This is a genomic window from Bacteroides mediterraneensis, assembly GCF_025993685.1.
Taxonomy (GTDB): Bacteria; Bacteroidota; Bacteroidia; order Bacteroidales; family Bacteroidaceae; genus Phocaeicola; species Phocaeicola mediterraneensis_A.
Genome location: NZ_DAJPEN010000001.1, coordinates 2,288,980 through 2,301,672, shown reverse-complemented (window position 1 = coordinate 2,301,672; position 12,693 = coordinate 2,288,980). Strand labels below are relative to the sequence as shown.

Here is a 12,693-nt window from a genome sequence, read left to right as displayed (position 1 = left end):
TGATTCAAACGTACTTGCGTTTAAGCTCAAACGTACTTGTGTTTTTGGACGAAGGGTAAAGCTCACTGAATCAGCATGTTTCCCACATCTTCCAGACTGCCGTCCGTTTTTTCGGGAGTGACGTGCAGCAGGCGGGCCAGCAGGGAATAAAGTGATACGTTGCGGAACTTCGGGGCTTCATAGCCTTTCTTGAAATCGGGTCCGCAGGCCCGGAACATCACCTGCATGTCGTCGTAGGTCGGGTCGAAACCGTGAGCTCCGGGAAGCGTTCGGGAACCTTCTTCCACCAGCCAGCCCAGGTCGGGCAGCACGAGGATGTCGCCCACCCGTGGATTGCTGCCGTAGTGCAGGTAAGCCGGAATCTCTTCTTTCTTCCATACCCGCACGTGGTCCAGTCCCTGCAAGGCCTGATACACCGAGTCGCGGTATTCCGGTTTCGTATAAATCTGTGCCGGCAGGTTACCGTCAATCAGCGTGTACCATTTCTCGTTCAGCAGGTGCTTGATGGGCACAAAGCGGTCGGCACTTACCGTGGCCATGCCGTGGTCGGCTGTCACAATCAGGTTGATATCCTTTCCGAAAGGCAAGCTCTGCAATCCCTCCCACAAGTATCTCATGAGTCCGTCCAGCTCTTCGATGCAGCGGCGTGTTTCCTTGCTGTGCGGACTGTAGCTGTGACCGTACGTGTCGGAATCTTCAAAGTACATCATAATCAGTTGAGGCCGCTCTTCTTCCGGCAATTTCAGTAATCTCAACGCCTCGGCCACACGTTCCGTCTGTGTGAGCCGCGGTTTCTGGTCGTACACATGGTAGTAGGTGGGGTGCTGTCCTTTGACAGCGATGTCGGAGCCTACCCAGTAGATATTGCCTGTCTTGATGCCTTGTTTCTGGGCTGTAATCCAGATAGGTTCGCCGCCGTAGTAGGCAGGGTTGTTGCGGGTTTCCGGCTTGGTCATTTTGTAAAGTTCCTTGCGTTCCGGGTCCCAGAACGTATTGGCCACGAGGCCGTGGTGGTCGGGCACCAGTCCCGTGGCCATGGTGTAATGGTTGGGGAAGGTTTTCGACGGGAAAGAAGGAATCATGGTGGCTTTCACCCCTTCGCTGGCCATCTGGTCGAAGAAAGGGGTGTCGTACATTTTAGGATAATCCCAGCGGAATCCGTCGAGGGAAACAACCACGGTGTAGTGTTTGCCTGCCCAAAGGGTGAGGCAGAAACACCAGGCGATGCACAGGGAGATGAATTTTTTCATGAATCTGGTTTTTGTTTGAGAATGAAAAAAGAAAGGTGTATTGCCTTTTTCGCGGGCAATACACCTTTATGAGAAGGGTCAGTGTTTCATTAGAAAGTCAGTCTTACACCCACCTGGCAGTGCCAGCGTGAGCTGATGTCACTCTTCTGGATTTCGGCTTTGTTGTAAGAGAAAGAGGCAATCTTGTTGCCGTCTGCATCAGTAGAAAGGCCGTTCATTGTCAACGGTGACAAGTTGTAGGCAGAGCTGTAGCTTGCTCCCCATTTCTTGTTCAGCATATTGGCAAAGTTGATGATATCGAAAGTGAATTCCAGTTTGCCGACACCCTGCACATTGTAGATGGTCTGAGCCAGGTGCAAGTCGATTTCATGTTCCCAGTCGCTCAGGTTAGAGTTGCGTTCTGCATACTGGCCTCTGTGGTTCTTGGCATAGCTGTCGTTTTCAATCCACTGTTTAAAGGCCTGACGGCTCTGTTCTGCACTCATGGTAACATTTCCATTCTTGTCGGTAATGTCTACGAAGTTCATTTTGCTCAATTCGGCATCAGTCGGGATGTAGAGCAGTGAGTTACCAGACCATTTGTCACCGTTGTAATCAGACTTTTCGTTCATGGTCAGGCTGTAGCGGCTGCCGGAGAATCCGTTGTAGATGACAGAGATAGTAGTGCTGGTCCATCCGTTCCAGTATTTCGGGCTGTTGTAAGAGGCCTGAACCATTACACGGTGAGGAATATCAAATTTAGAGAAACCAAGTTCGTTTCCAGAGTTGGTGTCTACTGAATAATTGTATTTCCAGTTAGAGTAGGCTACAGAGCTTGTACCGTCGTTTACAGATTTTGCATGTCCGAAAGTATAAGATGCAGATAAGTCCAGACCGAAGTTGAAGTGTTTCTCCAGCAAGGCAGACAATGCGTAAGTATATCCTTTGTTGGTGTTCTTCAGGTTGATGATGCTATAGTAGTTTCCTGAGTTGAACTGGTAGTAAGGAGCGGCAGAAGCTTCATTGCCGGCTACGGCATATACCTTGTTTCCACTCTGGGTCAATGCCAGATTTTCAAAGAAGACGTTGTTCATGGTCTTTGAGTAGATACCTTCCAAAGTCATCTTCACGTCGCCTGGCAGTTTCTGTTCCCATGCCAGGTTCACACGGAACACTTGCGGGTATTTGAAGTCCTTGTCTACGGTTACGATATCAGGTTTTGCGGCAGCTCCGCTTTGTGAGTTGGCTGCACCCAGCGGGTCGTCTGCATATTGTCCCAGTTTCGGTGCGTCGTAAGTGTAGTTTCCATCTTTATCTTCCGGCGTGATGGTTGTTCCTTTGCTTTCCATACCGGTGTTGTTGAAGGCATTCGACAGCCATACGAACGGCACACGTCCGGTAAAGATTCCGACACCGCCACGAATCAGGGTGTTGTGTGAATCGTCGGTGTACCAGCGGAAACCTACACGCGGTGAGAACAATACCTTTGCACTTGGGTTCTCTCCCACGCGGGCGTTCAAGTGTTGTGCTTCGGCAAACTCGTTAAAGGTTTCGTTTGTAGTCGGGTTGTTGAAGATGACCGGAATATCGATACGCAGACCGTAAGTCAGGTTGAAGTTTGTGCTGATATCCCATTTGTCCTGTGCATAGAATCCGAACTGTCCGGATTTCATGGCCGGAGCCCATTTGGTATCACCGCCAGTCAGTGCCGGGTCGGTATATTTGTACGAATATTTGTACGGTCTGTCGGCAATGAAGTCTTCCAGTGAGTTGTAATACCATGAACCGTTGGAAGCCTGGATGAACAGGTTTTTCATCCGGTAGATTTCATTGTGTGTACCGAAGGTCAGCGTGTGGTTACCCAGATACCAGGAAAGGTTGTCTTCGAAGGTATAGATGTCCTGATCCAAGTAGTTGGCTCCGGAAGAATATTCCGTACCGATGTTGGCCGTGATGTTGGTGCCATCCGGTGCCGGAATGTTGCTGATTTGGACGGTAGGTCCCTGATAGGCCACGTCACGGTGGTCACGGATGAAGCTGGCAGAAGCACGGAGCTCGTTGTACAGGTTCTGTCCCAGATGAGAGTTCAATTCGGCCACGATAGAGTTGGTCTTGTTGTTCATGCGGTAACCACTGTTTTCGAACATGTAGCTGGTAGAGCCTACGCCATAGTTGTCATCGTATGAATTGTTGTGCTGGTAACGCAGAGCCAGCTTGTGGTTCTGGTTGATGTTCCAGTCGATACGTGCCAGCAGACCGAAAGATTTGTTGTCGATGTTGCGCTGTCCATATCCATCGCTGAAACCTGTCATGTCGTAATACGCGTCTGCAATCTGTTTGGCCTGCTCAGATGTCAGATAAGAAGTGGTGTATCCCGGATAAATGCTTGACGGATACGATTCCTTCTTGGCTTCTGCACTTACGAAGTAGAACAGTTTGTCCTTCACGATGGCACCGCCCAATGTTCCACCGAAGGTACGGGTGTACTGCTGGGTGAGCGGAGACTTTTCATAATCGCGTACGGCACTGTACTTGCCATACATGTTCTGGTTGTTGAAGTACGTGTAGGCAGAACCGTGTGTGGTGTTGGTACCCTGCTTGGTGATGGCGTTGATACCACCTCCGGTAAATCCGCTCTGGCGTACGTCGAAGGGAGCTACGACTACCTGGATTTCCTGGATGGCATCCATTGAAATCGGGTTGGCACCCGTCTGACCGCCGTTGGTTCCGGATGCAGACAGACCGAACACGTCGTTACTTACCGTACCGTCAATCTGAAAACTGTTGTAGCGGTTGTTTGAACCGGCAAATGTGATACCTCCATTTTTGGAAGTCATGGCCATCGGCATGTTCTTCACGATGTCGTACACGTTACGGTCGACTGTCGGAGTGTTTTCAATTTTTTGTGTGGAGAAGTTATGGGCTGCTCCGGCATTTGCCTTAGCATCGGCTACCACTACCACCTCGTCCAGCAGTTCTGAACTTGGTTTCATTTCTGCGTTCAGGCTGAGGGTGTTACCCAGTTCGAGGGAGATACCCGTGTAAGTCGTCTTGTTGTAGCCTACGTAGGAGATTTCAATTTTGTAGGGACCACCGGTACGCATACCTTGGATGGTGTAACGTCCGTCTACGTTCGTGACTGCACCGTAAAGCGTACCCGAAGGTTCGTGAATGGCTACCACTGTAGCGCCAATGACCGGTGCTTTGGTTTCATCGAGAACTTTTCCGCTGATAGCAGAAGTGGTTACCTGAGCATTTGCGCCTGCCGCTACGGCTGAAACGACCAATGCTGAAAACAGGAATTTGGAATGATGTACCATAAAAATTTAATTAAATAAAAAATGTAAATCTATCTTTAGTGTTTGTCAGTTTAATACTTGTTGTTTCTGCTTAAATAAAGTCTGATTGTCAGAACTTTTCGATTGCAAAGTTAAAAAATCTTTTCAACCCATAGAGTCTATGTTTGCGTTTTAACAAATCAGTCAATACATAATTAACTTTTTTGTTTTCGAAAAGAGGGTGCTTGCGATGAAGTCTTCTTTTTCTATTGTTGATTGTGTGAGAATTACGTTGGGAGATGGGCTTGTAATTGTTTTGTAATTTATTTAATTAATCGGAGTCCTATACATCGTGTTACTGTATAGATTCCGCATTTACTTTTCGTTTGAATTTATAAGCCAGTTTTTCTGACTTTTGTTTTTTTGCGTATTTTTGCGGGCGAAAGAAAAAGGTATGAATAGGAATATGAGGCGAAAATTAGAGGAAAATAAAGGGATACCGGCAGGGGTGTTGTGGATGTTGGCTATTATATCCGGGTTGTCGGTGGCTAATTTGTATTATAACCAGCCGTTGTTGAACCGTATCAGTGAGGATCTGTCGATTTCGGAATTTACGGCGAACCTGATACCGATGACTACCCAGATTGGTTATGCGCTGGGATTGCTGTTCATCATTCCACTGGGCGATTTGTATAAACGCAAACATATTATTGTGGTGAACTTTCTGTTGCTGGTGGCGGCTACGTGCAGCATCGCTTCTTCCACGAACGTGGCTTATATTCTGGCCGCTTCGCTGGTGACGGGCATCTGTTCGGTGATGCCGCAAATCTTTATTCCGATAGCGGCACAGTTTTCGCTTCCGGAAAATAAGGCTCGCAACGTGGGCATGATGGTCAGCGGCCTGCTGACGGGGATTCTCGGCTCACGGGTAGTCAGCGGATTTGTAGGCGAATACTGGGGATGGCGTACCATGTATTATATTGCGGCCCTTCTTATGTTGCTGTGCATTTTTCTTGTGCTCCGGGTATTGCCCGATATGCCGTCGAATTTCAAAGGTACTTATGGTGGCCTGATGAAGTCGTTGTTTACGCTCTACCGTGACCATCCGACCATCCGGATGGTGTCTGCGCGGGCCGGATTCTGCTTCGGAAGTTTTCTGGCTTTGTGGGCATGCCTTGCCTTCAAGTTGAGCGGGGAACCCTTTCATGCCGGAAACAATGTGATTGGGATGCTGGGACTGTGTGGCATTGCGGGAGCGCTGACGGCTTCTTTTGTGGGCAGTCTGGTGCATAGGCTGGGGGTACGTTTCTTCACTTATCTGGGCTGTGGGCTGATGATGCTGGCTTGGGGGGTGATGTATGTCTTCCAGAATTTCTATCTGGGCTTTATCGTGGGCATTGTGGTGATAGATATTGGTATGCAATGCATCCAGATAAGCAACCAGACGTGTGCCTTGTCGTTGGCACCGAAAGCGACTAATCGGGTGAATACGATTTTTATGACAACATATTTCGTGGGTGGCTCACTGGGGACTTTTCTGGCCGGGACATGCTGGCATGCATTTGGCTGGGCGGGAGTGACAGGGGCTGGAATCGGGTTGGCGGCAGTGTCTCTGCTGATTACTCTCTTTTCCCGGAATTGACTTTAATAGGAGAAATGTAAGATGAAAAAAAATGTGATTTATCTGAACGACTGGCTGGCTATCCATCCTTATACGACTGTATGTCCTTCGGATGGGTTCTATGTGGAACTGGCCAACCGACTTTATACGGTGTGTGATTTGGAGGAGGTGCCGGAGTCGTACCGGAAGAAAATATGTCTGTATGCGGCTGCGTATTTGGAAGATATGGTGTCGGGATTGGGCCTGTGGCAGGCTTTCCTGACGGCTCACACCCGTTTGTATGGACGATGTCTTCCTTTTTATCCCATCGGGAAGAATTATGTGAAGGGGGAGGTCAATGAAGAAGACCTCTGTTTCCTGATTTGGAACACGTGGCAGAAGGCATTGTTCAAACATCTGTATGTGAATCCGCTGGATGGACGTATTTTGCGGCAGGCAAAGGCTTTTCTGCCGCTGATGGAGGAGGCCTATGAGCAGGCTCCTGAGAACGAGTGGCTGCAAGCGTATTTTGCCGGGTATACGGATGATAAAGAAGCCGACCGGAAACTGACCTGGCTGTTCGGGCATACGTATCTCACGGGACCTTCCATGTGGCCGTATATCGACCGGCTGACACCGACCGACCGCTTTATTGTGCCGGTGGGGCCTTTGGCGTTGTTCTTGCATGAATGGATTGATTTGCTGGCCGGCAAGCAGTCGGGTGTGTGGAAGTCAGTGCCGGGATTGTATTCGGAAGAGCCTGTGGTGCCGGATACGGTCTTGGAAAAGAATGCGGAAATCTACCGGTTGTTTACGTTGTGGACGGGTGGAAGACGGATTATCTATCTGAATGGGTATGATTCGTTGAAGCGTTTTCTGGTAGAAATTCTCCAATGGCCGGATGATGAGAATCACACCTTGCCGCAGATGAAGGCCAACCGTAATTTTGTGTTGATGGTAGATGAACAGAAAGGGCTTTTGCTGGCAAAGGATGTGTGTGAGTATATTGCCGATGCGGAGAATCCGTTTTACAATCAGGAAGAGGCTTCGCGAAATGCCTTCCGTATGCTGACCGAAGAGATGTTGTGTCCGCCCGATTTGCTGACGTATTGCATTTGTGAGAATCTGTTGCCCGATGCGGAATTACCCGAGGGGGGAGAGAAGATGTTGGTGAAACTGAATGCTGACTTTATTGCCCGTCATTCGTTACTGTATTATTACCGCGGAGATTGATTGAAAAAACTATTGCAATAAAAAAAGCACGAAATAACTTCGTGCTTTTTTTATTACATATCAAGAATTATAGAATTAGCAAACTTTGTGTGATCCATCGCTGATTACTACGTCATATACTTTTGGACTACGACCGAATTTTTCTTTGAAGCGTTCTTTTGCGGTAGAGATGAAGGTGTCATACAATTCGTTCTTTACCAGGTTGATGGTACATCCGCCGAATCCGCCACCCATTACGCGTGAACCGGTTACTCCACAATCGAAAGCGATGTCGTTCAAGAAGTCAAGTTCTTCGCAGCTTACTTCGTAGAGTTTGCTCATGCCATGGTGAGTTTCGTACATCTTCTGTCCTACAGTTTCGTAATCACCTTTTTCCAGGGCGTCACACACATCCAATACACGCTGGATTTCTTCGATGACATATTCTGCACGCATGTAGTCTTCTTGAGTGACTTCTGCTTTCACTTCGTTCAGCATGTCCATTGTGCAGTCTCTTAGAAATTCTACGGTCGGGTGATTCTTTTTGATGGCGGCCACAACTGCTTCGCAGCTCTGGCGACGTTTGTTGTAAGCAGAAGAAGCCAGTTCATGTTTTACGACTGAATCCACCAATACCAAACGGTATCCGTCCGGTCTGAAAGGGAAGTACTGGTATTCCAGTGAACGGCAGTCCAGACGAATCAGGTGGCCTTCTTTACCGAATACAGAAGCAAACTGGTCCATGATACCGCAGTTCACACCGCAATAGTTGTGTTCAGTTGCCTGACCTACCTTAGCCAGTTCAAACTTGTCAATCTTGTTGTCGCCAAACAAATCGTTCAACGCAAAAGCGTATGTAGATTCCAATGCAGCAGAAGATGACATTCCAGCACCCAGAGGCACGTCACCTGCAAAAGCAGTATTGAAGCCTTTTACGTCTACTCCCCGTTTAATCATTTCGCGGCAAACACCGAAAATATAACGTGCCCAGCTTGCTTTCGGGGCATCTTCCTCGTTCAGACCAAATTCTACGTAGTCTTTCAGGTCGATGGAGTAAGCACAAACTTTATCTTTTCCGTTCGGTTTGATTTCGGCCACCATTCCTTTATCTACAGCTCCCGGGAATACAAAACCTCCGTTATAGTCTGTGTGTTCCCCAATCAGGTTGATACGTCCCGGAGAAGTATATACTGAGCCTGTTGTACCGTCGAAATGCTTGATAAAGCGGCTTCTTACAAATTCTATGTCCATAATGATAAAAATTTAAGGGTTAATATTAAAAAAGCATATCCGGCCCTGACATGCGGGACCGGACAGCCGGATTTATTCTACAGGAATATCTTTGTTTACATTCTTGCAACCTGTCAGACCGTAGAACAGCAGATAAGCAAGCATGGCTACAATCAGCCAGTAGCTGGCCATATAACCTACTGCATCGGAGATGACTTGTTGCAGCAACGGGAAGATTCCACCACCTACTACCATCATCATAAAGATACCGGAAGCTTGTGCGGTGTATTTACCTAATCCTTCTACAGCCAAGTTAAAGATACCTCCCCACATGACGGAAGTACACAGACCGCAAAGGACAAGGAATAATGCACTTACTGGAACACGGGGTGTTTCCATCGATTTTACGACCTCAGCGGGAGTTGAATGTATTTCCTTCAGTGCCTCTGCATAGGGGGCCAAAGCTTCTTCCGACGGATTGTTGACGAATGTCGCAATCTGATCGGCTGGAACACCTGCGTTTGTCAAAATTTCAGAGGTCTTGGCTGCCGGATCGTATACCACTTTCGGCACATTGAAACCCACTGTCTTGGGTGTGAAGATGGCAATGACTGTAAAGATTATGGCCGTAGCGGAAACGGTAATCAACTGTGCACGGGTTGAAACTTTTCCACTGATGATACTACTGGTCAGACGGCCGACCAGCATCAACAGCCAGTAAATAGCTGCGATGGCGCCACCGATAGCTGCACCGTTGGTCAGGATTCCTGCTCCCTTTTCGCTGGCATCTGCCAGGTAGAAGTTTAATGTACCTGGAATACCGATTTCAATACCTACATAAATAAAGATACCGATTACTCCCAGTACTGTATGGCGGAAACTCCAAGGACTATGAGAGAATTTTTCTTTAGCAGTATTATCGCCTTTCTTTCTCATGTGAGGTTCCGGAATGGATACGAAGGAAATCACGATGAAAGTGAAAGCGAATACACCCATGGCGATGAACAAGAGAGGAGCCACATCAGACATGGCTGTTTTCGGAGTCACTGTACCGATGAGTACGCCCACAAAGAGCGGTGTCAGTGTACCAGCCAATGAGTTCAATGCACCACCTGTCTGAATCAGCTGGTTACCTTTGTTCCCGCCACCTCCTAACAGGTTCAGCATTGGGTTGACTACCGTATTCAGCATACATACACTGAAACCGCAGATAAAGGCACCCAACAGATATACGATGAAGTTCAGCTTGATGGCGTATTCACCTAAAGAGAACACATCCACATCTGCTCCGAAAAGACTTGACAAGTATTGTACCAGCAAACCGGCAAAGCCGACTGCCATGGCAATTAAAGATGTTTTTTTGTATCCGATTTTTACCAGCATGTTACCGGCAGGAATACCCATAAAAAGGTATGCCAAGAAGTTCATCATGTTACCCATCATACCTAATGTGTTTGCACCGGCATACTGGTTTTTCCAGATGGTACCAAACGGTGCAGCCAGATTGGTAACAAATGAAATCATCGCAAACAGAAAGAACATCGTAATGATTGCGATGACGTTAGTTTTTTGTTTTTGTTGTTCCATGGTTTAAATTGAAAGTGTATTAAGTTATAATTAGATTGTTTCTTCTATGTGTTATTTTTCTACCCCGAATTTATAGACGGTAACTTGGTGATAGGTGTCCTCCGGTTTCAGTACGACTGAAGGGAAATGTCCTTTGTTGGGAGAGTCAGGGAAATGCTGTGCTTCGAAGCAGATGGCGCTTCTTGCCGGGAATGTGGCTCCATGGTACCCGGTGAAGCCGTTGTGCCAGTTGGCCGTGTATACTTGTACGCCCGGCTCGGTGGTATAGACTTCCAGCGTACGTCCGCTTTCCGGTTCTACACATTTTGCGGCGAATACCAGAGCATCTGTTTCCCGTTTGTTCAATACGTAGCAGTGGTCGTATCCGGCTCCGTTAATAAGTTGTTGGAAGGGCTCATTGATACGGCTTCCTACTGTGTGGGGGGTACGGAAATCCATCGGCGTTCCTTCCACTTTCAAAATTTCCCCAGTCGGGATAGATACTTCGTCGATAGGAATATAATAGTCTGCGTTGATAGTGACTATATTGTTGTCTACAGTCGGTGTCGGGTTGTTCAGGCCAGCCAGGCTGAAGAATGCATGATTAGTCAGATTGATGATGGTTTTTTTATCCGTGTTGGCCACGTAGGTAATGACCAGTTCGTTGTTTCCGGTAAGGGTATAAGTCACAGTGACATCCAGATTGCCAGGAAAACCTTCTTCTCCATCTTTGGCAAGGTAATGCAGGCTGACAGTGTGGGCTTCTTCCTGCTTGGCATCCCATACACGGGCATGGAAACCAGTAGGACCTCCGTGCAAGGAGTTAGGTCCGTTATTGATGGTCAGCTTGTATTCTTTTCCATCCATCAGGAAGCTTCCTTTGGCGATGCGGTTGCCGTATCGTCCGATTAATGTACTGAGGAAAGGTTCGTGACTGTTTATGACGTGGTCAATACTGTCATGGCCTTGAACTACATTGGCCAATTTGCCGTTTTTGTCCGGAACCATTATTGCTAAGATCGCTCCCCCGTAGTTTGTGATGGCAACTTCAGCGCCACTTTGATTTGAAAGAATAAACAAATCGGTTTCTTTACCGTCGATTGTTTTTTGAAAATCTGCTCTTTTTAAGCCGCTTAAATTATTTTCTTTGTAAAATGTGTTATTCATATTATTAAAATCTTTTTAGTTCACACATTATTTTGTTGTGCAAATAAAAAGATTTTCTCCAACATACCCAAACATTTTTCAAAGAAAGAATACGGTTTATTTATTTAAAGAAAGTAAATCGGCTACAATAAAACTGCTTCCTCCCACAAAAATGAAATCATTGGGCTGGGCTTGCTGACGGGCTGCCTTGAAGGCTTTTCCCACACTGGGATAGGCGTTTCCATGTAAGCCGAAAGTCTCTGCCAAGGCTTTCATTTTATCACAAGGGAGGGCACGTTTCACACTGGCCTGTGTGAAATAATAACGTGCTTCTTTAGGAAGCATGGAAAGTACACCGCTCACGTCTTTGTCATTTACCATTCCAATCACGATGTGCAGGGTTTGATACGTCTGCCGGCGAAGCTGCTCTGTGATGTATTGCATGCCGCCCACGTTGTGTCCGGTGTCACAGATGATGGTGGGGTGTTCTCCCAGTTTTTGCCAGCGTCCCATCAGTCCGGTCAGTTCACAGACGTGCAGGAAGCCTTCCCGCACATTTTTTTCTGTAATACGGTAACCGGCATCAGGAAGCCGACGGATTGCGGAAAGCAAGGTGTTGGTGTTTTTCAGCTGGCATAGTCCGCCCAGTTCACCTTCCAGGTCGGCATAGTCTGCCGTCTGGTAGATGTAGTGCATGGTTTCGTTTCGCTTAGCATCGAGGAGCAAGTGCTCGTCTTCGGCAAATACGATGGGGGCACCTACGGCTTCTGCCTTGGCCTGAAAGACCGATCGGGTTTCCGGAGTAGTTTCTCCGATGATTACCGGAACACCTTTTTTGATGATGCCGGCTTTCTCGGAGGCAATTTTTGCCAGCGTATTGCCCAGAAACTGCACATGGTCGAAACTGATGTTGGTGATGACGCACAAGTCGGGCTGGATAATGTTGGTGCAATCCAGTCTTCCTCCAAGGCCCACCTCAATGACGGCCACATCCACTTGTTGTTGGGCGAAATAAGTAAAAGCCATGGCAGTGGTCAGCTCGAAGAAAGAAGGGTGTAACGGTTCGAAGAAAGCGCGATGCTTTTCCACGAAATCGACGACAAACTCCTGGCTCACCGGTGTGCCGTTCACACGGATTCGTTCGCGGAAATCAACAAGGTGAGGAGAGGTGTAGAGGCCTGTCTTATAGCCTGCAGCTTGCAGGATGGCTGCCAGCGTATGCGAGCAAGAACCCTTCCCGTTGGTTCCGGCCACGTGGATGGTGCGGAAGCGGCGGTGAGGGTGGTCGAAATAATTGTCTAGTGCATACGTGTTGTCCAGCCCCTCTTTGTAGGCATCCTTGCCAACTTGCTGAAACAGAGGGGCACTGTTGTATAGATAAGTGAGCGTTTCCTGATAATTCATGATTCTTGTTTTTTGCCGCTGCAAATAT

At 47.7% G+C, this 12,693-nt stretch carries 7 protein-coding genes and 2 pseudogenes; 2 read left to right on the top strand and 7 right to left on the bottom strand.

Going from position 1 to position 12,693, the window contains the following annotated elements:
• Positions 1-62: 62 nt before the first annotated feature.
• Complete coding sequence (locus tag OIM59_RS09850) at positions 63-1,250, bottom strand: ectonucleotide pyrophosphatase/phosphodiesterase (RefSeq protein WP_299168619.1); 1,188 nt, start codon at positions 1,248-1,250, stop codon at positions 63-65.
• Positions 1,251-1,339: 89 nt separating this feature from the next.
• Positions 1,340-4,549 carry a carboxypeptidase regulatory-like domain-containing protein gene (locus OIM59_RS09845; RefSeq protein WP_299168622.1) on the bottom strand — a complete coding sequence of 1,070 codons (3,210 nt, stop codon included), beginning with the start codon at positions 4,547-4,549 and terminating at the stop codon, positions 1,340-1,342.
• 424 nt (positions 4,550-4,973) lie between these two features.
• On the opposite strand from OIM59_RS09845, the gene OIM59_RS09840 reads away from it, so the two are divergent.
• Positions 4,974-6,149, top strand: coding sequence for an MFS transporter (locus OIM59_RS09840; protein ID WP_299168624.1), 1,176 nt, complete (start codon positions 4,974-4,976; stop codon positions 6,147-6,149).
• Positions 6,150-6,170: 21 nt separating this feature from the next.
• Complete coding sequence (locus OIM59_RS09835; protein ID WP_299168626.1) at positions 6,171-7,340, top strand: DUF3843 family protein; 1,170 nt, start codon at positions 6,171-6,173, stop codon at positions 7,338-7,340.
• A gap of 75 nt (positions 7,341-7,415) precedes the next feature.
• On the opposite strand, the gene galK is transcribed toward OIM59_RS09835, so the two are convergent.
• The 5 genes and pseudogenes from galK to OIM59_RS09815 all read right to left on the bottom strand — a co-directional run bounded on the left by galK (position 7,416) and on the right by OIM59_RS09815 (position 12,665).
• Positions 7,416-8,570: a galactokinase gene (gene galK / locus OIM59_RS09830; RefSeq protein WP_299168627.1), complete on the bottom strand. Its 1,155-nt coding sequence runs from the start codon at positions 8,568-8,570 to the stop codon at positions 7,416-7,418.
• Positions 8,571-8,642: 72 nt separating this feature from the next.
• Positions 8,643-8,936: pseudogene (locus OIM59_RS18715) on the bottom strand (MFS transporter); the annotation flags it as partial.
• Between the two features lie 195 nt (positions 8,937-9,131).
• Positions 9,132-10,136: pseudogene (locus OIM59_RS09825) on the bottom strand (MFS transporter); the annotation flags it as partial.
• 51 nt (positions 10,137-10,187) lie between these two features.
• Positions 10,188-11,282: an aldose epimerase family protein gene (locus OIM59_RS09820; protein ID WP_299168630.1), complete on the bottom strand. Its 1,095-nt coding sequence runs from the start codon at positions 11,280-11,282 to the stop codon at positions 10,188-10,190.
• A 96-nt stretch (positions 11,283-11,378) separates the two neighbouring features.
• Positions 11,379-12,665 (bottom strand): folylpolyglutamate synthase/dihydrofolate synthase family protein, encoded by a 1,287-nt coding sequence (locus OIM59_RS09815; protein WP_303896452.1) that lies wholly within the window; start codon positions 12,663-12,665, stop codon positions 11,379-11,381.
• Positions 12,666-12,693: the final 28 nt, after the last annotated feature.

Bases quoted from the DNA above. Each gene is read 5' to 3' on its own strand.
- OIM59_RS09850 (WP_299168619.1), bottom strand. From the start codon at position 1,250: ATGAAAAAATTCATCTCCCTGTGCATCGCCTGGTGTTTCTGCCTCACC.
- OIM59_RS09815 (WP_303896452.1), bottom strand. From the start codon at position 12,665: ATGAATTATCAGGAAACGCTCACTTATCTATACAACAGTGCCCCTCTG.
- OIM59_RS09840 (WP_299168624.1), top strand. From the start codon at position 4,974: ATGAGGCGAAAATTAGAGGAAAATAAAGGGATACCGGCAGGGGTGTTG.
- OIM59_RS09820 (WP_299168630.1), bottom strand. From the start codon at position 11,282: ATGAATAACACATTTTACAAAGAAAATAATTTAAGCGGCTTAAAAAGA.
- OIM59_RS09835 (WP_299168626.1), top strand. From the start codon at position 6,171: ATGAAAAAAAATGTGATTTATCTGAACGACTGGCTGGCTATCCATCCT.
- galK (WP_299168627.1), bottom strand. From the start codon at position 8,570: ATGGACATAGAATTTGTAAGAAGCCGCTTTATCAAGCATTTCGACGGT.
- OIM59_RS09845 (WP_299168622.1), bottom strand. From the start codon at position 4,549: ATGGTACATCATTCCAAATTCCTGTTTTCAGCATTGGTCGTTTCAGCC.